This window comes from Halobacterium sp. R2-5 (assembly GCF_011734195.1).
Lineage (GTDB): Archaea > Halobacteriota > Halobacteria > Halobacteriales > Halobacteriaceae > Halobacterium.
The window spans coordinates 937,337-958,113 of record NZ_JAANTH010000002.1 but is presented as its reverse complement, the minus strand read 5'-3'; the positions used below and the strand labels follow the sequence as shown (position 1 = coordinate 958,113).

The window sequence follows — 20,777 nt, the reverse complement described above, 5'->3', positions numbered from 1 at the left end:
CTACGATTTCCTCCGCCCCCTCACTTCGCTGTTTACTTACTCGTGTTTCATCGATAAGTTATGGAACACTGTCGGAAATAGTATTGTGTAGTCGTCCCAAAAGCGTTAATACACGCTGTCGGCTACGAGTGCACGTGCAGAAAAGTATGATTCGCACAAACCCGTATCGAGTAGGTGGAGCGCGGAGATGATCGACACGCTGTCGCTCCCGCCGACCGTACAAGCAGCCGGACTGATCGGCGCCGTGTTGCTCGAAGCGATGGTCCTCCACGTCGGCTACGGCGTCGTCACGAAGGCGCTCGGTCCGAACGTGAAGCGAGCGCTCGGAGGTGAGTAAGCTGTGGAACTGCTCGGGATGAGTCTGCTGCTCGTCGGTTTCTTCGTCGGATTCGGGCTGCTCATCGGTATCCTGTTCGGCTTCTTCGGGATGGGCGGGTCGTTCCTCGTCACGCCCGCCCTTCTCGTGATGGGCTACCCGTCGCGGGTCGCCGTCGGTAGCGGGCTCGCGTTCGTGTTCGGGACGAGCGTCATCGGCGCGCTCCGCCACCGCGACCACGGCCACGTCGACTACAAACTCGCAGTCATCATGACCGTCGCGATGACGCTCGGCATCGAAGCCGGCAAGCGCGCCGTCGACGCCCTCCACGCGGCAGGGAACGCCGATCTCGTCATCAGCGTCGCGTACGTCGGCCTGCTGGCAACGGTCGGGTTGTTCACGCTACGCGACGCCCGCAGTACTGACACCACAACGAGTGTCGACCTCTCCGAGCGCGTACAAGCACTGGAAATCCCACCGATGGTGACGCTCCGCGGTGACGTCCGAGTGTCCGCGAGTATCATCTTCGGCATCGGTCTGGTCGTCGGCGTCCTCTCCGGCCTCCTCGGCGTCGGCGGCGGCTTCCTGCTGATGCCCGCAATGATGTACGGTCTGGGCGTGCCGGCCGCCATCGCCGTCGGGACGGACATCCTCCAAATCACGATTTCGGGTGCTTTCGGCGCCTTCGTCTACGCCCGCGACGGGTTCGTCGCGATTCCGGTGGTGGCGACGTTGCTCGCCGGGAGTGCCCTCGGCGCGCGCATCGGCGCGGGCGTCTCGAACATCGTCGACGAGGACGACATCAAGGGGTACTTCGCGACGATGCTACTCGCCGGTAGCGTCGCCGTCGCCGCCAAACGCGTCGGCACCGCCTACGACATCGGCGTACTCAACACCGTGAGTATCGCGCTCATCTTCGGCGCGACCGTCGTCGTGAGTGGTGCGATCCTGTTGGCCGCGGTGTGCCAGCTTCGCGACGACAACACTGGCTTCTGGTGCCGCCTGTCGGCGACGTAACTCTCTGCCGCGGGGAGATCACGTCATCGGCTCTCAGCCCGCCATAGCACGAAATTGTGCAATCCATACAAAAATCTTATAACCGCACAGCCCCTACGATCCAGTGATACTAATGCCAGATTCGATGTCTGAACAACTCCGCCGGGACATGGAGTGCGAGGGGCTGCTGGAGTGCTTCCACGGCCTCAAAGAGCTCGACAAGGAGTGCTTCCAGGCGCTCGTCGAGGCCGAAGAACCGCTGACTGTCGACGAAATCGCCGACGCAGTAGACCGCGAACGCTCGACCGCCTACCGCGCCGTCCAGCGGCTGCTGCAGACCGGTTTCATCGAGAAGGACCAGATCAACTACGACCAGGGCGGCTACTACCACGTCTACTCGCCGACGGATCCCTCGAAGATCGCCGACGACATGCAGCGCCTGCTCAACGACTGGTACGCGAAGATGGGCCAGCTCATTCAGGAGTTCGAGACCAAGTACGAACAGTCCGAGACTGCGCCCTCGGCCGCCGAAAGCTAACGTTTCTCTCTTCTCTCTCTCGGGTTCTGACACTCCTCGGGAAGCAGATTCTCGCGTGCTACAGCGCTGGGACCACTCTTTCCCGCCGGCACCCTGTATTGGGTAGTATTGTACATATTCTCCAAAACCCTTAATTAGCGCTGGCGCATACGTACTGGTGATGGCAACTGATACTGCATCCGACGCTGGCACCGCGTCCACGAACGAACCGCTCCACGTCGACGGGCAGTCCCAGCTCGACGACGTCGTCGCAGAACACGACGTCGTCCTCACGGACTTCTACGCCGACTGGTGTGGCCCCTGCCAGATGCTCGAACCCACCGTCGAGACGCTGGCTGCCGAGACCGACGCGACCGTGGCCAAAGTCGACGTCGACGCCAACCAGCAGCTCGCCGCTGCCTACGGCGTCCAGGGCGTCCCCACGCTGATCCTGTTCGCCGACGGTGAACAGGTCGAGGAAGTCGTCGGTCTCAAGGGAGAAGACGGACTCCGAACGCTCATCGAGACCTACACCGAATAGATGACCGAGGACATCCACGACCTCGTCGTCGCTGGTTCGGGCGTCGCCGGCCTCTCGGCGGCGGTCTACGCCGCGCGTGCCGACCTCGACCCCCTCGTGCTCGAGGGCGACGAGCCGGGCGGCCAGCTCACGCTGACGACCGACGTCGAGAACTACCTCGGCTTCCCCGACGGCGTCGGCGGCATGGACCTCGTCCAGCGCGGGAAGGAGCAGGCCGAACAGTTCGGCGCGGAGTTCCAACACGGTCGTATCGAGGACGCGGTTGTGGATGGACAGCCCATGGAGCTGTCGCTATCGTCCGGCGATACGATCTACACGCGGTCGCTTATCGTCGCGACCGGCGCCAGCGCACGCTGGGTCGGCGCCGAGAACGAAGACGAACTGATGGGTCACGGGCTGTCGACGTGTGCGACCTGTGACGGCGCGTTCCACCGCGGCGACGACGTCCTCGTCGTCGGCGGCGGCGACAGCGCGATGGAGGAAGCGTTGTTCCTCGCGAAGTTCGCCGACTCCGTGACGGTCGTCCACCGCCGCGAGGAGCTGCGTGCGTCCGAGATCATGGCCGACCGCGCCCGCGAACACGACGACGTCCAGTTCCGCTGGAACACGGAACTCGAAGCCATCCACGGCTCGCAAGCGGAGGGCGTTACCGGTGCCACGCTCGTCGCTCATCCCGAGGGGTATCCCCGGGAGAAGGCCGAGGCCGGGATCGACGTCGAACGGGAGACCGTCGACGTCGGCGGCGTGTTCTACGCCGTGGGCCACACGCCGAACACGCGGTTCCTCAACGGCACTGGCGTCGAACGGGACGAGAGCGGCTACATCTTCACGCAGACCGACGACGCTGGTCGGCCCACGGCCCGGACGGCAGTCGACGGGGTGTTCGCTGCTGGCGACGTCGCTGACCCCCGCTACCGGCAGGCCGTCACGTCCGCCGGCACCGGCAGCATGGCCGCGCTCGACGCCGAGGAGTTCCTCGAAACGCTCCAGGAGTCGGGCGAATCGGCCGCTCCAGCGACGGGTACACAGGAACAATCTGCCCCGTGAACCTCCGAGTTCACGACCACCGTCGTTCGTAGTACCGCGGACTCCGTCCTGTCGACCGCATTTTCCGGGGTCGGTTCCGCGCAGTACGGCGGCGGTCACTCCCGTGGAATGGACGGCGGGATGGATGGGGCTGGTGGCCCCTCGTCCTACTAAGCATCTTCTCGTCGTCGGCTACGCACGCGGGCTGCACCGGCTACTAGCGAACGCACACGGACACCGCACTGTCGACGCTACGCTCCCGGTACGCTCGCGGAGGGCTCATCCGGACGGTCCGCGTTCTGGCGCTCGTCGCGACGAGAGAGCGCTCCCGTTCCAGCGTTTGCGGTCGATTGCCCGTCCCAGCGCACCCGTGTCCCCGACGGAAGAGAGTCAATGTCGGCCCGCACTCGGCCACACAGCTACGGGACCTCGCCGGCGCTACCGTGGGTGATTCCGAGCGCTAACCGTCGAGGGCGAGAGCCACCGTTCACGACAAGCGCAGTCCTTACCCCTCGTGGACGCCTTCCGTTCGTGTGACCGGCCGTTCTTCCGACTTCGCCGCGGTCTACGAGGGCGACGACACGCTCCGTAAACTCGAAGCCGCGCTCAGCGAGGCGACCGGCCAGACGAAACAGTGCATCCGGTACGCGATCGACGACCGGAAGCGAGAGCTGCGGGAACAGCACCGGCAGCGCCGCGAATAGCGAAACCCCTCCAGAAGGGGACGGCCAGTGGGAGGGAGTGGCAGACGCTGGTAGGTTCGACCGAAGGGAGGATCGGTGTGGGTGTCTCTGTACGAGGGGGTGTCCCGAGCGCTCGCAGCGTGCGAGAGTTCGCGGGCTGCGTACTTCCCCGGTGGAAGTGCTCTGTCCAGGCTCTCGCGCGAATCGGGTTCTTCCAGCGCACGCTCTCACCCGGCCGAACCGGACGGCTTTTCACAGAGAGCGGACACTCTGCGGGTAGTAGATGTCTCGGAATCCACGGGGCGACCAGTCGGGCGACCGCCCCGAACTCCCCATCGAGAACGGATTCCCGATCGAGCACGTGAACGATATCGCGGAAAAGGAGAGCCGGGCCAAGCAGCACTACCGCCCCGTCTACACGATGCACAAGTGGTGGGCGCGGCGGCCGGGGTGTCTGTTCCGCGCGATCTCGCTGTACTCGCTGCTCGACGAGGACACCGACGCGTCGGACGTCTCTGTGTACGAACCCGGGCAGAACCAGCCCCCCGGTGCGAACGGCGTCGACGAAGCGGACCGCCTGAAGGCGGTCTCCGAAGTGGACTCAGGTGATCCCGAGTCGCTCTGGGAGTTCTACCCGAAGGACGTCCGCATCGACGACAAGAAAGTTCTGGACCCGTTCATGGGCGGCGGCACCTCCCTCGTCGAGGCCTCCCGCTTCGGCGCGGAGACGGTGGGGATGGACCTCAATCCGGTGGCGTGGTTCGTCACGAAGAAGGAACTCGACGCCGGCCGGACCGACGCCGAGGACGTAGCGACGGCCTTCGAACAGGTGCGGGAAGCCGTCGCCGAGGAGATCCAGGAGTACTACCGGACGCCCTGTCCCCACGGGGACCACGAGGCGGACGTGATGTACACCTTCTGGGTGAAGGAACTCGACTGCGTCTCCTGCGGGCACACCGTCTCGCTGTTCAAGGACTACCGCGTCGCGAAGGGCCGGTACGGGAACAGCGACAAGTACAACGTCTGCTGTCCGGACTGCGGCACCGTCTCGCTGACCGAGGACTGGCACACCGAGACCGAGTGTGCGGACTGCGGCCACGAGTACGTGCCCGAGAACGGGAACGTCTCGCGGGGCAAGTACACCTGCCCGGACTGCGGGCAGAAGTACGGCGTCGCCGACGCCATCGAGGAGCGGTCTGACTTCGACCTCCGGCCGTACGCCATCGAGTACTACTGCCACCACTGCGACGACGAGGGCCGCGACAGGAACGTGTACAAGGGGTACAAGTCGATCAGCCCGGCCGACCGCGAGCGGATCGACGCCGCCGAGCGGGCGTGGGAGGCGTCCGAGGACCTCCGGGAGTACGTGCCCGACAGGGAGATTCCCGCCGGGTGGTACACGGCCTCGACCCAGTTCAGCGGCTCGGCGCCGGGCGCACACGACATCTTCGAGCACGGCTACGAGCGCTGGACCGACCTCTACAACCCCCGTCAGTTGCGGTGCCTGAGCGCGCTCCTGCGGGCCATCGACGACGTGGACGACGAGGACGCCCGGGAGTACCTGCTGCTCGCGTTCTCGGACGCGCTGATGTTCCAGAACACGTTCTCGATCTACAACATGCCGGCGAACAAGATCGAGGGCATCTTCCGGCTGAACGCGTTCGTCCCCCAGACCGAGATCGTCGAGAACAACGTCTGGGGGACGCGAGCGGGACGCGGCACGTTCGAGAACAGCGTCGACATGGTCTTGTCCGGAGTCGAGTACGCCAACAGCCCGACCGAGCGCTACGTGGACGAGGACGGCCACTCCCGGGAGTCGGCGCCGTTCGCCCAACCCATCGGGGAGAACGCGTCGATCAGCCGGGGCGACATGCGGTCGATCACCGACGAGGACGAGTACGACGCGGTGATCACCGACCCGCCGTACTACAACAACGTGATGTACTCGGAGCTGGCGGACTACTTCTACGTCTGGCTCCGGCTCCTGCTGTCGGACACCTACGATGCGTTCGACGACGACGCGACGCCCCGCGACGGGAGCATCGTCACTAACCCCGCCCAGAACAAGACGGTCGAGGACTTCGAGCGCGAGATCGGCGAGGCGTTCGACACGATCCACACGGCGCTCGTCGACGACGGCGTGCTGGCGTTCACGTACCACCACAGCGACGAGGAGTCGTGGGGCGAGCTACTGGAGTCGCTCTGCGAGACCGGGTTCGAGGTCACCGCCACGTACCCGATAAACTCCGACCTGAACAAGTTCCAAGAGGCACGGGAAGCCGTCTCCTTCGACACCGTCATCGTCGCCAGACCCACCGACGACCGGCAGCCGATCTCCTGGAACGCCCTGCGGCGCCGCATCGTCCGCACCGCCGAGGAGACCCGGGAAGTCCTCGAGGAGAACCGCGAACTGAAAGACGGCGACATCGGCGTCATCGAGATGGGGGAGTGCTTCCAGGAGTACTCCAAACACCACGGCGAGGTCCGCCGCGGCGAGGAGCCGATGACCGCGAAGGAGGTCGTCCAGGAGATCTACGGCATCATTCAGGACAACACCCGCGGCGAATAGGCGATCTACCTCGACCTCCTCGAGGAGTACGACCCCGTCGAATCACTGGCCTGTGAGCGCTGCGGGTCGAGGCTGTCGGGGGAGAACCCGCTCCGGCTCGACGACGAGACGGTCTGTTGTGCGTCCTGTCGAAGCTGAGGCTGCACCGAGTCCGAGAAACGATTCCCGGAGCCACTACGACTCGTCCCCGTCAGAACCGCTACAAATATTCGCCGGCCGCGAGTTGGTAGGCGCAAATGTCGACAAATCGAGTTCACTTCGTGGACGTGTTCGCGCAGGGGAAGTACACGGGAAACCAGCTGGCAGTCGTCCGTGACGCGTCGAACCTCGCTACCGACGAGATGCTCGCGTTCACCCGCGAGACGAACTTCTCCGAAGCGACGTTCGTCGAATCAGCCGACGCGACAGTCGGGGGCTACGACGTCCGGATCTTCGACCCCGCCGAGGAGATTCCGTTCGCCGGCCATCCGACACTCGGGACGGCGTTCGTCATTCGAGAGTACCTCCGAGACGACCGCCCGGAGGAAGTGGTGCTCGACCTCGGCGTCGGCCAGATTCCCGTCTGGGTCGAAGACCACGACGGCGAGGAGACCTACTGGATGCGCCAGATTCAGCCGACCTTCGACGACGAGTTCTCCCCGGAGCTGTTCGCGGACATCCTCGGCCTCGACACGGCGGATATCGACGACTCCCACCCGATCAGGCTCGTCTCGACGGGTCTCCCCACGGTCGTCGTCCCCTTGACCTCCCTTGACGCCGTCCAGCGAGCCGAGACGCAACCGGAGCCGTACTACGACCGACTCATCGACGACTACGGCAACCTCAACGTGCTCGTGTTCGCTCCCGAGACGGTCGAGGACAACGACCTGCACGTCCGTGTGTTCGCCGACTGTTCCGGGGTCCCAGAAGACCCCGCGACGGGCTCCTCGAACGGTTGTCTCGCCGCCTACCTCGTCGAGCACGACTACCTCGACACGGACGAGATCGCGGTCACTGTCGAACAGGGCTACGAGATGGACCGTCCTTCGCTCCTCCACCTTCGAGCGGCAAGCTCGCCAGACGGAATCGACGTCGAAGTCGGCGGACGCGTGAGTCCGGTCTTAGACGGCCGGCTCGAGTGAACACGTAGCGGCGCTCCGATAGCGCCTCACGCAAGAGATTTGCCGACGTAGTGAGACGCTGTAGTATGAACGGCGCGGGAACTGTCGAGCGTATCTTCACTGCTCCGGCGGCCGAAGCCGAGATGGTCGAACGGAGCGACGTCGAGGCCGTCCCTGGCGGCCTCCGTGGGGACCGGTACTTCCACGAGATCGAGACCGGAACGTTCGTCGAGTGGGGGCCGGACGAGCAGCGCCCCGGTGGCTACGATCTGACGCTCATCGAGCGGGAAGCCATCGAGGGGATCGAGCGCGAGGCGGGTATCGAACTCGCGCCCGGGGAGCACCGCCGGAACATCGTCACCCGGGACGCCGCGCTGAACCACCTCGTCGGCGAGCGCTTCCGCGTCGGCGAGGTCGTCTGTCGCGGCGACCGGCTGTGTGAGCCCTGCGGGTACCTGCAGCGCGTCACCGAGAAGGACGTCTTGGAGCCACTGGCTCACCGCGGCGGGCTTCGCGCGGACATCCTCGAAGGCGGAGTTATCCGGCCGTCCGACAAGATAGAACCGCTCGAGTAGGAGTCTCGACGTCGTACGAACGAGCGTCCGCGAACGGTTGCTCAAACGGCGACTTGAGTCTGGAGAACTACTTTGCGTGACTGTGCCGAGGACACGATATGCGCGACTTCTCGCTCTCTCGCCGGGCCCTCCTCGCGAGCGGACTGGCCGCCGGAATCACGGCGTCCGCGGGCTGTCTCGGATTCAGCGACGACACCGCGAGTGAGGACACTGGGATAGAGCTCACACTGTCGCTCGCGCGAATCGACGGCCCGCTCCGGAACAGGTACGTCCACGAGCGCGACGACCCCGACGACACCTGGGACGACCAGGCGCTCGACGCCGCGCTGAACGACGAGCGGTACACGACCCAGCACCGCAGACCCTTCTTCGCGAGTCCCGACGACCCCGCCTACGTCCTCCACGAGGAGACCTACTACCAACTGGGCTCGGTCGTCGTCGACGAGGTCACCGAAACCCATCCGGTGCTCCGACTGTTCGAGGCCGAAGGTTCGACCGCGACACCCGTCGACGGGAGCGAAGACGGAGCCCTGCCCGACGGCGACCAGCGAGCGGTCCGTGTCGCCCACTTCGCTGCGCGGGCCCGGGGCAACGAGGGCGGCTACCCGGTGGGGCTGGTCCAGCGCGGCGGGTACGTCTATCGAAGCGATGCGGCCCGCGAGGAGAGCGAACTGCTCGCCGAAGACGGCCCCGACTACGTCACCTACCGGGACACCACCTACGAGGTCGAACTCACTCACGAGCAGTTCCACGAGGCCGTCTACCGCCCGACGGCCGAACCAGTCGCCGGAGACCCCGGCCGAATGGAGGCGATTCTCAGAGCCACGTTCGTCGGCGCGCGAGTCTCACAGGCGGACCTCTCGACCGACGCCCGGCGGATACTCACCGAAGCCAGAGCCGACGGCTACAGTGAAACCCACCCGTTCTCGGACGCCTACGAGGAACTGCTTCGCGCGCTCGACAGGCGCCCCTTCATCGACGGGAACGTCCGGAAAGACGCCGGCGTCCAGGCGAACGAGCCGGAGATGATACAGTACGAAGACACCTACTACGAGCGCTCGCTCCGGGTCACCGACGACCCGAGCGAGTGACCGAGTAGCGACGAAGATCGTCGACTGACGTGCTGAAATCCAGATTCTGGAATCGTGTTCTCGAGCGGTACACGTAGAACGCGACGAGGACCACCGTTCGTCCGGAGGTCGAAACGCGATGGACGCAGTCTATATCCTAGAATAGAGTTTACAAATTTCGCACCGAGCAGTATCGAATCACTCGGACAACCGGAAGGAGTGTTCGAGGTACGGCTCTCGAACCAGCTCTTCCCAGTTGTGCGTGTACCGGTCCATCACGTCACCGACGTCCCCGCGGAGGTACTTCACGAGGTACCCCTCGCCAGTGCGACGCCGCATCTGCGTCGTGAAGAAGTGCCGGAAGTAGTGGGGGGTGACGTTCTCCTCGACGCCCGCGCCGGTCGTGTACCAGCCGCGTTCTCTCGCCAACGCGGTGACGTACGACCGCACCATGCCACTCGTCAGTCGCTCCCCGTACGCGGTGGAGATGTTCACGAACAGCGGCTCGCCGTCCCCGGGAACGTCCGGACGGACGGCCAACCACTCCACGAGTGCTCGCTGTAACTCCTCGTCGACGGGAATCCGCGTGTCCCGGTGGCGTTTGTTCCCTTCCGTTCGCTCCCCGCCGTTCACCACGTCGCCGACGTCGATGTCGCTAGCGACGAACAGCGTATTGGAACGGTCCCGCACCGCGGCCCGCGGCTGGACGCCGTAGTACTCGGTGCTCGCGGGATGGTCGAGGTGGACGTCTCGCAGGTCGAGGTTGCAGAGCTCGCCGACGCGAATCCCCGTTTTCGCCAGCGTCAACACGATCGCCCGGTGGAGGGGGTTGCGGATGTCGTCGATGAACGCCTGCATCTCGGGAACGCTGACTCGCCGGCGCGTCGGTGCCGAGTCGCCGCGTTCGCTCATCTCCTCCATCACGACCATCATCGGGTTCTCGTCGAACGCGCCGGCCTGGACCATGTACCCGTAGAACCGGTTCACGTGGACGGCTTTCGTGCGAATCGACCCGTCCGCGTATCCGGAATCGCGCAGGGACTGGATCCACCGCAGGCAGTCCTGTCTGGTGGCCTCCGCGACGGTGACGCCCCGGTCTTCGAGGTGTCGGCGGAACTGTCCGAGGGTCGTCTCGTAGTCACTGATGGTGGTCGCCGACCGGCCGTACAGCTCGATTTCGTCGATGAACGTCGCGATCGGATCGTCGCTGGCGGCGGTGGTGGACTGCCCCACAGTCAGTCACCGTCTTCGCGGACGACGAGACCGTCGCGCTTGATGTCGTAGTCGATCCGTCCGGTCTCGTCGAGCCGGCCGAGGCAGTCAGTGACGGTGGCTTCGACGTCGCCAGCGACTTCGTCGACGACCTCGTCACGGCCGACGCCGTCCTCGTTCTCGATGGTGGTGACGATGCGGTCTTCGATGAAATCGGCTAGAGTGGTGTTTTCGCCGTCCGACCCCTGGGGGTTGAGGCCGAAATCCCGGCGTCCAGCGTTGACCATCGCGCGGACGTACGCGGAGCGACTACTGAACCCCATTTCGCGGGCTTCGTCGTCGTAGACGTCGCGTTGGTGTTCGGGAACGGTGACGTTGAGTTTCACGTCGTCGCTCATGGTACTACGAGCGTCTCCCACTGGGGGGTTAACAGTTGGGGTACTGTAGCTGGGTTAGTAGACTAATCCGATTAGAAGCACCAAACAGCGGTGTTTAGAGGCCGAGTATTTGCATAGTGTAGTCAGATTACCTTCCTAATCCAGCTACAGTATACAGCACCTCCGGCAGCGGGTCGAGTCACGAAACGAAGACGGTGCCCTGCTGTCATCCCCCGGGTTCAGCTCCGCCCAGTCGCTCACCGTACTCTTCGGTCTCTCGAACGTGTGGACTACGTTCGAGGAACTCGTTCGCCCCCGGGAGAACGGTAGTCCCCTTGAACGGCCGACGGCTTCAGCAAGTCAATCCCGATAGGCGAACTTCCCCGCTACCCGTTCGACAGACTCTCCACCTCATCGAAGCTCAGTTGGTAGACGACGTCTGCTCCTTCAACCCACGGGGGCGGTACTCGATCGTCGCTCGACGAGGTTCCGCATTCCGGGGGAATCTAACTCTGCAACGGCAGGACACTGCTGTCGAGAGGAGACCTGCGAACTCGGCCCGAGACGCCCCGTCTGGCGACCTGGACACGGTGCAGCAGCGAAGACACGGACTGCCGGCTACAACTGCTTCGACGGAGAGACCGCAGTAGTCTCGTTTCTCGAACGGCCGGGTCAGATTGCCCGACGGCGACGACGAGGCGATGTTCTGCCTGCCGCCTGTGCGGGATGCTGTCGATAAGGTCACGGAACCTCTGAAAGAGAACTTGTAAATCACATTCCACTATACAAAAATTCCTGACGGCGCCACCACGAACTCCTCGCGTATCCGGAACGAATTCTCGCGAACCGTCGGCGATACGGTGTATGCATCAGTTTGGTGCGGGGAAAGCCGTTCTACGTGTCGAGGAACGTCTTCGAACCGATTTCGGAAAGCACGCGCTGGGCCGTTTTAATATCTGAATACACCTCCCGAGCCGCGTAGTTCGAACTACGTTCACGTTATTATAGATAGACCGAATTTAGTCTGAGAAAGTGTTAAGGCATAGGATTTAATCCATCGATGTAGAGGCGCCTATGACCCAAGAGCAATCTTCGCCGGTGGGCAACGCGGCGATCGAGAACCAGTACGAACAGTACCTCATGCCGATCTGGAAGAGCCTCAACGTCCCCATCAAGCGGGCCGAAGGCTGTACCGTCGAGGACTTCGACGGCAACGAATACCTCGACGTCTTCTCGGGCATCTCGGTGACTAACGCTGGACACCGGGAGGAAGCCGTCGTCGAAGCTGCCAAAGACCAACTCGACGAGTTCGTCCACGGCTGTACGTACCTGCACCCGCACCAGCCGGCTGCGGACCTCGCCGAGAAACTAGCCGAAGTAACGCCCGGCGACCTGCAGAAAACGTTCTTCGCGAATTCGGGGACAGAAGCCGTCGAAGGCGCCGTGAAACTCGCTCGGAAGTACACCGGCTCGAAGGAAGTGATCGCCTTAGAGATGTCCTTCCACGGCCGAACCCTCGGCTCCCTCTCGCTCACCGGAAACAAGGCCTACAAGGACGAGATGGCGCCGACGCTGAACGACGTCGCACACGTCGCCCCGCCGTACAGCTACCGGTGTCCACGCTGTGATGGTGAGTCCTGTACGGCCGACTGCGCGAACCAGCTCGAACACATCATCGATACGCACACGTCCGGCGACCTCGCCGGCGTCATCGTCGAGCCCGTGATGGGCGAGGGCGGGATTATCGTGCCGCCGGAGGGCTGGCTCGAACGAATCCAGGAGATCACCCACGAGCACGGTGGCTTGCTGATCGTCGACGAGGTACAGACGGGCTACGGGCGGACCGGCGAGATGTGGGCGAGCGACCACTTCGACGTCGTCCCGGACATCATGCCGCAGGCGAAAGGCATCGCGAACGGCCTCCCGCTCGGCGCGTTTACCGCCCGCGAGGAGATCGCCGACGCCTTCGAGTCCGGCGACCACCTCTCGACGTTCGGCGGGAACCCGGTCTCCTGCGCAGCAGCCCAGGCGACCATCGGCGAGCTCCAGGACGGTCTCGTCGCGAACGCGCGCGACCAGGGCGCCTGGCTCGACGACCGGCTAGCCGAGCTCGAAGCCGCCTACGACGTCGTCGGCGACACCCGGGGGCTCGGGCTGATGCAGGGCGTCGAATTGGTCGACCCGTCGGGGGACGGTCCGATGAACGTCGCGCCGGCACCGGACGCCAAACTCGCAAAACGCGTCGGCGAGCAGCTCCGGGAGGACGGGATTGTGATGGGCGTCGGCGGGTTCTACTCGAACGTCCTCCGCTTCCAGCCCCCGCTCTCGATTTCCCGAGACCAACTCGAACGCACCGTCACCGCGATCGAGGACGCGCTCGACGAGGAGACTCGCTGACCGCGGCTTCTTTTTACGTCGGCTGCAACGTCCTCTCCACAACAGACAGAGGTCCGCATAGTGGACTGCTCCATCCCACGAGCGGGTGGTTTTCGCAGGGGAGTCGTCGCCCTCTCAGTCGGGCCCGCGCCGGTCGTGTTTGACTACCCTCCCATATTCGGATGTTTTTCTGAACGTAGTTCGAAAATAGTAAAGATATATCTGTGATTGGTTGGTAGTTTCTCACACTCGATACAGTTCGAAACACGAGGGAATCCATGGACGAAAAAGACATCCAGATTCTGACGACGGTTGCAGAGGAAGGCACCAACAGTCCGGAGAAGATAGAGCAACACACGGACATCCCGAAGTCCACCGTCCACTATCGGTTGAACCAGCTCCGAGAGGACGGCGTTCTGAAAAACGACCTGTCGGACATGGATCTCGCCGAGCTGGGACTGTCGATCACGCTCATCACGGAGGTGTACGCGGAGTTCGGCGAAGACTACCACGAGACGGTCGGCGAGAAGATCGCCGACATCGAGGGCGTCAATCAGGTGTACTTCACGATCGGCGATACAGACTTCATCGTCATCACCCACGTCGTCGATCGGGAGATGGCCGAATCGCTCATCGGGGACTACGAGGCGATCGACGAGATCACGCGGACGAGTTCCCGATTCGCCATCACCCGAGTGAAAGACGAATCCCACCCCATCAACGACTTCGAGTACGACACGCTCGTCGACGCGCTCGTCGACGAGTAGCCTCTGATCGAGCGCTTCGTGACCTCGCTCTGCCCCGAGAGGCGTGTTTCAATCGGACAACTTCCACGTTCCTGAGGACACTCCCGCTGTTTCTCGGCGGTCTCGGTGGCGTCGAACTCGCCATCATCGCCGGGGTCATCATCCTCCTGTTCGGCGCTCAGAAACTGCCAGAGCTCGCACGTTCATCGGGGAAAGCAACTGGCGAATTCCAGAAAGGTCGCTCTGAAGTCGAGAACGAACTGAAGGAGATGACGTCACCAGGTGAGTCAGCAGATACCGAATCAGAGTCTGACTCCGCGGCCGGCCCGCAAAACGCAGAGTAACTACCCTCGAAGTAACTCGCATAGACCTGGCGTTTTGTCGAGATGTGGTAACGAGCCAGAGAGGACACCTTCGGCGCCAATCCGCAGTTTCACGCGGATACGAGGCAGCAAACAGGCCGAGACGCTCGGGAAATACACCCTCGGCTACGGGAGAGAACTACCGGACGGCAGGAAGTTGGAATGCTCCGTCAGGGATTTGAACCCTAGTCCTTGCCGTGAGAGGGCAAGATGATTGGCCGGACTACACCAACGGAGCGCGTCCACTCTTTCGTAGCCGAGGGGTACAAATAACGGTTTCGTCTCGGGAGCGGTGTGCCACGTCGTAGCGGAGGCCGCGTTCCACCAGCGGGCGTCAGGGCGCGAGGCGGTTCTTCCGGTGTTTCATCTCGGCCTCGTAGTAGTCGAAGGTGTGCGGGCACCACTCGGCTGCGAGGTCGAGCAGCTGCTCGGTGAGGTCACGGATCTCCCACTGGGCGTCGGCGGCGGCGCGCATGTCCGCGATGTGCATCAGCGAGCGCGGGTTCAGGGTGACGACGACGTTCACTTCGGTGCCGATGGGGAGGACGAAGCGCGCGTCCTCGGGCGGCATGCCGAGGTCGAGGAGTTCCTGGTAGTCCTCGACGGACTGGCGGACCGACTTCCGGAAGACTTCCTCGCGTTTCTCGACCGTCTCGTCGTCGACGTCGGCGTTCTTCTGGTTGCGGCCGATCCAGTCCGGGTCGGTCGCCGACGGCGGCGTGACGACCATCTCTCCGTCCTCGACGTCCGCGGGGTCGACGTCGTCGAAGGCGACGTAGCGCATCGACTGCACGTCGAAGCTCGCGTGGCGGTGGCGGGTGAGCTGGGCCATACAGGAGCGGCTCATCCCCTCGATGGCGAACGTCGCGCTCGGGTGCTCGAAGGGCCCGTAGTGGCCGCGTTTGAGGAGCTTCGCGAGGAAGTTCGCTTTCTGGGCTTCTACGTCGTCGCCCTCGACGCCGTCCATCACTTCCCGGAAGTCCTGTTCGGCGACCCAGCCGCTCATGTAGTCGTTGCGCGCGCCCCGGCAGATGAGCTCTTCGGGGTCGTCGGTCGCGTCGAGGAGACGTACTCGCATGTTGGCCGTGGATGCTCGCGCCGCGGACAAAAGCGCTCCGAACGAACGGCCAGTAATCAGAAGGGCGAGTCCGCCGAACCGTCTCGTATGCCCTACCAGAAGGGGACGATCGCCGACGCGGAATCGCCGCTCCCAGACGACGCTCGCGCCGAGATGTTCCGCATGAAGGACGCTCTCGACACGGACGAGGTGGCGTTCACGGTGTTCACGATGGAGCCGAACGCCGAGGGGATGGAACACGACCACGGCGGCGACGGCCAGGAGGAGGTGTACTACGTCGCGGAGGGCGGCGTGGACGTGGCGTTCGACGGGGAGACGGTCTCCCTGGGCGAACGCGAGGCGATTCGAATCGACTCCCAGGAGAGCCGCCAGATTCTGAACCGCGACCACTACTCCGAGCTCGTGCTCGTCGGCGCGCCGCGGGACGCGTAGGCTCGCATCGTCCCGCCAACGCCTAAGTGCGGGCTGCCGTAGGCGACGCATGGTCACGAACATCGCCGCTGGCGTGCAGGCGTTCACGAGCAACGCGTTCCTCGTGGGCGGCGAGCGCACCGTGCTCGTCGACCCGGGCGCGAACTTCGACGCCGTCGGCGCGCTCAGGGAGCACGTCGACAGTCTGGACGCGGTGCTGGTGACGCACCCGCACCCGGACCACGTCGGGAACCTCGACGACATCAAAGATGCGTTCGGCGTGGACGCGTGGGGGTTCGACGCGAGCCACGACGGCATCGACCACGAACTCGCGGACGGCGACACCGTCACTATCGGCGACGACGAGTACGAGGCACTGCACACGCCCGGCCACGAGCCACACCACCTGTGTTTCTACTCGCGGGACGCGGGCGTGCTGTTCGCCGCGGACCTCGTGTTCGCGAACGGGAGCTTCGGCCGCACGGACCTCGAAGGCGGCGACCGCGGGACGCTCGTCGAGAGCATCGAGCGCGTGCTCGACGTCGTGGACGGCGACCTCGACGTGATGCACACGGGCCACGGCCCGAGCGTCACGAGCAACGCGGTGGAGAACATCGAGTTCGCGGCGCAGGCCGCCCGGCAGCGGTAGTTACGCTTCGGCGACGCCGTAGTAGCCGGGCTCCTCCTCGTCCCGGGGTTCGGCGACGACGAGGTCCTCGCTGTGGAACATGATCCACGGGATCGCCCAGTCGAGGAGGACGTTCTCCGTCTCCGGGTCGAGTTCCTCGTCGGCGTCGAGGTCCTGGAGGAGCCGGGCGATCTCGTAGACGGTGTACATCCGGTCGTCGTCGAGCAGCTCCGCGGGCGTGTAGAAGTCGCACGGGTGGAGCGCGTCGAAGTCGTCCTTCGGAACGGGCATACCTGACGTGCGCGCGTGGCGCCGAAAAAACCCCCGGTGGCCGGTCGCCGATTGGGGAACGCTTATCCGAGCGACTCGCACATCCCACGGTACGCGGTCGCATGACAACGTACGACACGCAGCCGCAGTCGGGTATCGACGACGGGAAGGCGGCGCTGGTGGCGGCGCTCCGGGACGCCCTCGGGGAACGCCTCCGGGACGTCTGGGTGCTCGACGAGCACTCCCAGCAGCCGCTGTTCCTCCGCGAGGACGTCGCCGAGCAGATCGAGGACGTCGAGGTGGAGAAACACCTCGACAACGAGCGCTACGGCTTCGTCACGCGGGAGACCTACGACCGCCTCCACTACTCCGAGTTCCGGTACACGCACCGCGGGTTCGACACGTGGGAGCTGTTCCGGACGTTCCTCGTCGGCGACGACCGCCGGGTCGGTGTGCTCGTCGGCGTCGACGCGGACGGCAGGAGCTACGACTTCGGCGCGCTCACTGACACGGTCCAGGACCTCGGCGTCGAGCACGGCGTCTCGGCGTTCGCACCCGTGGCTCCCGGGGAGGCGTAGCGCGAAGAAAAACCGGTGGGTGGACCCCGTTACTCGAACAGCGAGACGGCTTCGTCGTAGCGCTCTGCGACGTCGTCCCAGTCGACGACCTCGAAGAAGTTGTCGACGAAGTCGCCGCGGTCGGGGCCGTAGTCGTAGTAGTAGGAGTGCTCCCAGACGTCGAGGGCCAGAATCGGGTGGGATCCCCAGAGGGCGCCCTGGTCGTGCTTGTCGACGACGACGTTGCGGAGCTGCTCGGAGTGGCTGTCGTAGACGAGCAGCGCCCAGCCCCCGGCAGCGGAGGCGGCCGCGCGGAATTCACCCTCCCACGCTTCGTAGGAGCCGAAGTCCTCCTCGATGCGCTCCCGGAGGTCGCCCTCGGGCTCGCCGCCGCCGTTCGGGCTCATGTTGTTCCAGAAGATGGAGTGCAGGATGTGCCCGGAGCCGTTGTGCGTGACGTTCCGGATGGCGCCCGACGAGGAGGCGAAGTCACCGTCCTCGCGGTTGGACTGGAGGGTCTCCTCGGCGGAGTTCCAGCCGTTGACGTAGCCCTGGTGGTGGGTGTCGTGGTGCCACGTCAGCACCTGCTCGGAGACGTGCGGTTCGAGAGCGTCGTAGTCGTACGGCAGCGGTGGGAGTTCGTAGTCACTCATTGTGCTATCACCGTGAGAACAATCGTTGCGGTTCGTGTTAAACGTTTGTGGCGTCCGTGGCAACAATTAACACGGAAACCGGCAATAGCCGCCGTCTGCGGGCAGCGATGGGCACATACGTCGGGACGTACGACGGGGTGATGTATGGGTTCGTGGCGCGGCGTCGGCCTCGTGACCGGCTGGCAGTTCACGGCGAGTCTGGCGTTCTACGCTATCTTCGCGTCGACGGCGTTCGTGCGCAACGATTTCGGCGTCTCCAGGGCGGTCACCGGCACCACCATCACCGCCATCATGCTCGGGTACACCGTCCTCCTGTTCGGGACGGGTGCCGCCGTCGACGGCTACGGCGAGCGCCCCGTGATGATCGCCGGCCTCCTCGGTACGGCCGTCGGCTGCGTCGGCGTCGCGTTCGCCCCCTCGTTCCCGCTGCTGCTCGCGTCGCTGGTCGTGCTCGGGTTCGCGTACGCCACCGCGATGCCCGCGACCAACCGCGCCATCGTCGCCGTCTCCCCGGAAGGCAGCCGGAACCTCGCGATGAACGTCAAGCAGGTGGGCGTCACCGGCGGCTCCGGACTCGGCGCGCTCCTCGTCACCGGCATCGCCGCCACCCGGTTCGGCTGGCGCGCCGGCTTCCTCGTCGTCGCCGGCATCGGCGTCGTCGTCGCCGCCGCGTTCGCCGTCGGCTACGAGGGGACGACGGGCTCCGGCACGCTCTCGATGCCGGACGTCCGCGGCCTGCTGGACGACCCCGCGTACCGCGGCCTCGTCGTCGCCGGCCTCTTCCTCGGCGCCGCGGTGTTCACGACGACCGGCTACGTCGTCCTCCACATGACCGAGTCGGTCGCCGTCGCCGCCGGCTTCGCGGGCGCCGTGCTCGCGAGCGTCCAGGTCACGGGGAGCGTCGGCCGGCTCGTCGGCGGCGCGCTCTCGGACCGCATGGGCGGCGCGCCGGCCCGCGGCCCCGCGCTCGTGCTGACCGCGCAGGGCGTCCTCGCCGCAGTCTGCTTCCTCGGCGTCACCGTCGCGAACACGCCGTGGACGTCGGCCGTCGCGTTCGCGCTGCTCGGCCTGTTCATCCTCGGCTTCCCGGGCGTCTACTACGCCACGATGACCGCCATCGTCGACGACGACGAGGTCGGCGCCGCCACCGCGGGCGGCCAGACAGTGCTGAATCTCGGGGGAATCACTGCGCCGCCGCTGTTCGGGTTCGTCGTCGACGGCTTCAGCTACGACGTCGCGTGGACGCTCGCCGCCGCCGTCACCGCCGTCGGCGCCGTCGTCGTCTGGACGCGGGTCGCCCAGCAGTCCTAGTCGTCGCCGCGCGCCGCCTCGAACATCGCGATAGCCGCCTCGCGGCGCTCCCCGTGGTCCACTATCGGGTCGGGGTAGTCTGGCGCGAGACGCTCGCGCTCGTCGGCGTCGAGGTCCGGCCACGCGTGAATCTTCTCGGCCGGCACACCGCGTAGCTCGGGGACGTACTCGGTGATGTACTCGGCGTCCGGGTCGTAGCGCTCGCCCTGCGTCGTCGGGTTGAACACGCGGAAGTACGGCTGGGCGTCCGTGCCCGTCGAGGCCGCCCACTGCCAGCCGCCGTTGTCGTTGGCGGTGTCGTGGTCGACGAGGCGCTGCCGGAAGTGGTCGTACCCCTCGCGCCAGTCCTGCAGGAGGTCCTTCGTGAGAAACGACGCGACGAGCATCCGCACGCGGTTGTGCACGTAGGCTTCCTCGCGGAGCTGTCGCATCCCGGCGTCCACGATGGGGTAGCCGGTCTCCCCGCGCTTCCACGCCCGCAGTTCGTCGTCGTCCTCGCGCCACTCGATGGGGTTCGCGTACTCCTTGTAGTTCGCCGCGACCACCCCGGGGGTGAAGTACAGCACTTGCGCGTAGAACTCCCGCCACGCGAGCTGCTGACGGAACTCCCGAACGCTCTCTCGCTCCTCGTCGCCGTCCGCTCGCTCCATCGCGTCCTCGGTGCGCTCGTACACCTCGCGGACGCCGATGGTCCCGAACTTGAGGTCCTGGGAGAGCCGCGACGTCGCCCCCTCGGCGGGGTAGTCCCGGGCCTCCTCGTAGCGGAAGACGTCTTCCTCGCAGAACGCGTCGAGGCGGTCGCGAGCGGCTTCCGTGCCCGCTTTCGGCAGGTCGGCGTCGGGCTCTGCGAACCCGAGGTCCGACGAGGTGGGCAGTTCGTCGCCCGAGACGTCGGCGAGACTGTCGGCGTCGGGCTCGGGGACGGGCGCGGGCTTCTCGCGGTCCCGCCACTTCTTCCAGAAGTACGTGTACACGGAGTAGGGGTCGCCGGCGTTCGTGCGAATCGCGCCGGGCTCGTGGAAGACGGCGTCGTGGAACTGCTCGTGGGCGTAGCCCGCGTCACCGAGCGCGGCACGCACGGCCTCGTCGCGCTCGCGGGCGAGCCCCGAGTAGTCGTGGTTCCAGACGACGCGGTCGGCGTTGTACTCCTCGGCGAGGTCGAGCAGCACCGCGGACGGGTCGCCGTGGCGAATCAGGAGGTCGCTGCCGAGGTCGCGGTAGCGCGCCCGGAGGTGGGCGAGCGCGTCCAGCACGAACGCCACGCGCGGCGGGCTCGCGTGATCGAGGACTTCGTCGTCGAAGCAGAACACGGGCACGACTTCCCCCGAATCGGCGGCCGCCGCGAGCCCCAGATTGTCCGCCGCGCGGAGGTCCCGGCGGTGCCAGAACAGCTGCATGCCCGA

General features: G+C 65.3%; 23 protein-coding genes and 1 tRNA gene. 17 read left to right on the top strand and 7 right to left on the bottom strand.

The features are described from left to right. Positions 1 to 187 precede the first annotated feature (187 nt). From G9C83_RS13775 to G9C83_RS13730, 10 genes are all read left to right on the top strand, one after another. On the top strand, positions 188 to 337 hold the full coding sequence (locus G9C83_RS13775; protein WP_167246856.1) for a hypothetical protein: 150 nt from the start codon (positions 188 to 190) through the stop codon (positions 335 to 337). Positions 338 to 355: 18 nt separating this feature from the next. Further along, positions 356 to 1,333 (top strand): sulfite exporter TauE/SafE family protein, encoded by a 978-nt coding sequence (locus G9C83_RS13770; RefSeq protein WP_167247241.1) that lies wholly within the window; start codon positions 356 to 358, stop codon positions 1,331 to 1,333. 112 nt (positions 1,334 to 1,445) lie between these two features. Then, complete coding sequence (locus tag G9C83_RS13765) at positions 1,446 to 1,850, top strand: helix-turn-helix domain-containing protein (RefSeq protein ID WP_167246854.1); 405 nt, start codon at positions 1,446 to 1,448, stop codon at positions 1,848 to 1,850. 160 nt (positions 1,851 to 2,010) lie between these two features. Beyond that, positions 2,011 to 2,370: a thioredoxin gene (gene trxA, locus G9C83_RS13760; RefSeq protein ID WP_167246852.1), complete on the top strand. Its 360-nt coding sequence runs from the start codon at positions 2,011 to 2,013 to the stop codon at positions 2,368 to 2,370. Further along, the gene (locus G9C83_RS13755) at positions 2,371 to 3,417 is read left to right on the top strand and encodes an FAD-dependent oxidoreductase (RefSeq protein WP_167246850.1); all 1,047 of its coding nucleotides are present in this window, start codon (positions 2,371 to 2,373) and stop codon (positions 3,415 to 3,417) included. It begins immediately after the preceding gene. Between the two features lie 512 nt (positions 3,418 to 3,929). Continuing rightward, a complete protein-coding gene (locus G9C83_RS13750) occupies positions 3,930 to 4,100 on the top strand; it encodes a hypothetical protein (RefSeq protein WP_167246848.1) in 171 nt (56 codons plus the stop codon). A 262-nt stretch (positions 4,101 to 4,362) separates the two neighbouring features. Further along, positions 4,363 to 6,648, top strand: a complete 2,286-nt coding sequence (locus G9C83_RS13745; protein ID WP_167246846.1) for a DUF1156 domain-containing protein — start codon at positions 4,363 to 4,365, stop codon at positions 6,646 to 6,648. Between the two features lie 236 nt (positions 6,649 to 6,884). Further along, on the top strand, positions 6,885 to 7,769 hold the full coding sequence (locus G9C83_RS13740; RefSeq protein WP_167246843.1) for a PhzF family phenazine biosynthesis protein: 885 nt from the start codon (positions 6,885 to 6,887) through the stop codon (positions 7,767 to 7,769). 65 nt (positions 7,770 to 7,834) lie between these two features. Next, complete coding sequence (locus tag G9C83_RS13735; RefSeq protein WP_167246841.1) at positions 7,835 to 8,323, top strand: MOSC domain-containing protein; 489 nt, start codon at positions 7,835 to 7,837, stop codon at positions 8,321 to 8,323. Between the two features lie 98 nt (positions 8,324 to 8,421). Next, positions 8,422 to 9,414 carry a hypothetical protein gene (locus G9C83_RS13730; protein ID WP_167246839.1) on the top strand — a complete coding sequence of 331 codons (993 nt, stop codon included), beginning with the start codon at positions 8,422 to 8,424 and terminating at the stop codon, positions 9,412 to 9,414. Between the two features lie 177 nt (positions 9,415 to 9,591). Here G9C83_RS13730 and G9C83_RS13725 read toward each other — a convergent pair whose 3' ends face one another. Continuing rightward, positions 9,592 to 10,626 carry a tyrosine-type recombinase/integrase gene (locus G9C83_RS13725; protein WP_167246837.1) on the bottom strand — a complete coding sequence of 345 codons (1,035 nt, stop codon included), beginning with the start codon at positions 10,624 to 10,626 and terminating at the stop codon, positions 9,592 to 9,594. A 2-nt stretch (positions 10,627 to 10,628) separates the two neighbouring features. After that, positions 10,629 to 11,003 (bottom strand): DUF5805 domain-containing protein, encoded by a 375-nt coding sequence (locus G9C83_RS13720; protein WP_167246835.1) that lies wholly within the window; start codon positions 11,001 to 11,003, stop codon positions 10,629 to 10,631. A 1,053-nt stretch (positions 11,004 to 12,056) separates the two neighbouring features. Here G9C83_RS13720 and G9C83_RS13715 point away from each other — a divergent pair. The 3 genes from G9C83_RS13715 (at position 12,057) to G9C83_RS13705 (ending at position 14,448) form a co-directional block, all read left to right on the top strand. Further along, complete coding sequence (locus tag G9C83_RS13715) at positions 12,057 to 13,379, top strand: aspartate aminotransferase family protein (protein ID WP_167246833.1); 1,323 nt, start codon at positions 12,057 to 12,059, stop codon at positions 13,377 to 13,379. 257 nt (positions 13,380 to 13,636) lie between these two features. Next, the gene (locus tag G9C83_RS13710) at positions 13,637 to 14,125 is read left to right on the top strand and encodes an Lrp/AsnC family transcriptional regulator (RefSeq protein ID WP_167246831.1); all 489 of its coding nucleotides are present in this window, start codon (positions 13,637 to 13,639) and stop codon (positions 14,123 to 14,125) included. Further along, a complete protein-coding gene (locus G9C83_RS13705) occupies positions 14,038 to 14,448 on the top strand; it encodes a twin-arginine translocase TatA/TatE family subunit (RefSeq protein WP_347877809.1) in 411 nt (136 codons plus the stop codon). The genes G9C83_RS13710 and G9C83_RS13705 overlap by 88 nt, the downstream gene beginning before the upstream one ends. Positions 14,449 to 14,629: 181 nt before the next feature. On the opposite strand, the gene G9C83_RS13700 is transcribed toward G9C83_RS13705, so the two are convergent. Together G9C83_RS13700 and thyX are read right to left on the bottom strand one after the other, a co-directional pair. Further along, positions 14,630 to 14,704: transfer RNA gene (locus G9C83_RS13700), tRNA-Glu, on the bottom strand. A gap of 96 nt (positions 14,705 to 14,800) precedes the next feature. Further along, positions 14,801 to 15,544: an FAD-dependent thymidylate synthase gene (gene thyX / locus G9C83_RS13695; protein ID WP_167246829.1), complete on the bottom strand. Its 744-nt coding sequence runs from the start codon at positions 15,542 to 15,544 to the stop codon at positions 14,801 to 14,803. An 87-nt stretch (positions 15,545 to 15,631) separates the two neighbouring features. Between thyX and G9C83_RS13690 the strand changes: the two genes are divergently transcribed. Together G9C83_RS13690 and G9C83_RS13685 are read left to right on the top strand one after the other, a co-directional pair. Next, a complete protein-coding gene (locus G9C83_RS13690; RefSeq protein WP_167246827.1) occupies positions 15,632 to 15,976 on the top strand; it encodes a cupin domain-containing protein in 345 nt (114 codons plus the stop codon). Between the two features lie 49 nt (positions 15,977 to 16,025). Beyond that, positions 16,026 to 16,604 carry an MBL fold metallo-hydrolase gene (locus G9C83_RS13685; RefSeq protein ID WP_167246825.1) on the top strand — a complete coding sequence of 193 codons (579 nt, stop codon included), beginning with the start codon at positions 16,026 to 16,028 and terminating at the stop codon, positions 16,602 to 16,604. On the opposite strand, the gene G9C83_RS13680 is transcribed toward G9C83_RS13685, so the two are convergent. Beyond that, entirely contained in the window at positions 16,605 to 16,874 is a 270-nt protein-coding gene (locus tag G9C83_RS13680; protein WP_167246823.1) for a DUF5827 family protein, read from the bottom strand. Between the two features lie 101 nt (positions 16,875 to 16,975). Between G9C83_RS13680 and G9C83_RS13675 the strand changes: the two genes are divergently transcribed. Continuing rightward, the gene (locus G9C83_RS13675) at positions 16,976 to 17,431 is read left to right on the top strand and encodes a hypothetical protein (protein WP_208288732.1); all 456 of its coding nucleotides are present in this window, start codon (positions 16,976 to 16,978) and stop codon (positions 17,429 to 17,431) included. A 29-nt stretch (positions 17,432 to 17,460) separates the two neighbouring features. Here the strand turns inward: G9C83_RS13675 and sod are convergent, their stop codons facing one another. After that, a complete protein-coding gene (sod, locus tag G9C83_RS13670; protein ID WP_167246821.1) occupies positions 17,461 to 18,063 on the bottom strand; it encodes a superoxide dismutase in 603 nt (200 codons plus the stop codon). Between the two features lie 144 nt (positions 18,064 to 18,207). On the opposite strand from sod, the gene G9C83_RS13665 reads away from it, so the two are divergent. Beyond that, on the top strand, positions 18,208 to 19,374 hold the full coding sequence (locus G9C83_RS13665) for an MFS transporter (RefSeq protein WP_167246819.1): 1,167 nt from the start codon (positions 18,208 to 18,210) through the stop codon (positions 19,372 to 19,374). Here G9C83_RS13665 and G9C83_RS13660 read toward each other — a convergent pair. Beyond that, a complete protein-coding gene (locus G9C83_RS13660; protein ID WP_167246817.1) occupies positions 19,371 to 20,771 on the bottom strand; it encodes a deoxyribodipyrimidine photo-lyase in 1,401 nt (466 codons plus the stop codon). The genes G9C83_RS13665 and G9C83_RS13660 overlap by 4 nt on opposite strands. Positions 20,772 to 20,777: the final 6 nt, after the last annotated feature.

Coding starts and splice junctions, on each gene's coding strand:
- G9C83_RS13775 (WP_167246856.1), top strand. CDS start 188: ATGATCGACACGCTGTCGCTCCCGCCGACCGTACAAGCAGCCGGACTG.
- G9C83_RS13770 (WP_167247241.1), top strand. CDS start 356: ATGAGTCTGCTGCTCGTCGGTTTCTTCGTCGGATTCGGGCTGCTCATC.
- G9C83_RS13765 (WP_167246854.1), top strand. CDS start 1,446: ATGCCAGATTCGATGTCTGAACAACTCCGCCGGGACATGGAGTGCGAG.
- trxA (WP_167246852.1), top strand. CDS start 2,011: ATGGCAACTGATACTGCATCCGACGCTGGCACCGCGTCCACGAACGAA.
- G9C83_RS13755 (WP_167246850.1), top strand. CDS start 2,371: ATGACCGAGGACATCCACGACCTCGTCGTCGCTGGTTCGGGCGTCGCC.
- G9C83_RS13745 (WP_167246846.1), top strand. CDS start 4,363: ATGTCTCGGAATCCACGGGGCGACCAGTCGGGCGACCGCCCCGAACTC.
- G9C83_RS13740 (WP_167246843.1), top strand. CDS start 6,885: ATGTCGACAAATCGAGTTCACTTCGTGGACGTGTTCGCGCAGGGGAAG.
- G9C83_RS13735 (WP_167246841.1), top strand. CDS start 7,835: ATGAACGGCGCGGGAACTGTCGAGCGTATCTTCACTGCTCCGGCGGCC.
- G9C83_RS13730 (WP_167246839.1), top strand. CDS start 8,422: ATGCGCGACTTCTCGCTCTCTCGCCGGGCCCTCCTCGCGAGCGGACTG.
- G9C83_RS13720 (WP_167246835.1), bottom strand. CDS start 11,003: ATGAGCGACGACGTGAAACTCAACGTCACCGTTCCCGAACACCAACGC.
- G9C83_RS13715 (WP_167246833.1), top strand. CDS start 12,057: ATGACCCAAGAGCAATCTTCGCCGGTGGGCAACGCGGCGATCGAGAAC.
- G9C83_RS13710 (WP_167246831.1), top strand. CDS start 13,637: ATGGACGAAAAAGACATCCAGATTCTGACGACGGTTGCAGAGGAAGGC.
- thyX (WP_167246829.1), bottom strand. CDS start 15,544: ATGCGAGTACGTCTCCTCGACGCGACCGACGACCCCGAAGAGCTCATC.
- G9C83_RS13690 (WP_167246827.1), top strand. CDS start 15,632: ATGCCCTACCAGAAGGGGACGATCGCCGACGCGGAATCGCCGCTCCCA.
- G9C83_RS13685 (WP_167246825.1), top strand. CDS start 16,026: ATGGTCACGAACATCGCCGCTGGCGTGCAGGCGTTCACGAGCAACGCG.
- G9C83_RS13680 (WP_167246823.1), bottom strand. CDS start 16,874: ATGCCCGTTCCGAAGGACGACTTCGACGCGCTCCACCCGTGCGACTTC.
- G9C83_RS13675 (WP_208288732.1), top strand. CDS start 16,976: ATGACAACGTACGACACGCAGCCGCAGTCGGGTATCGACGACGGGAAG.
- sod (WP_167246821.1), bottom strand. CDS start 18,063: ATGAGTGACTACGAACTCCCACCGCTGCCGTACGACTACGACGCTCTC.
- G9C83_RS13665 (WP_167246819.1), top strand. CDS start 18,208: ATGGGTTCGTGGCGCGGCGTCGGCCTCGTGACCGGCTGGCAGTTCACG.
- G9C83_RS13660 (WP_167246817.1), bottom strand. CDS start 20,771: ATGCAGCTGTTCTGGCACCGCCGGGACCTCCGCGCGGCGGACAATCTG.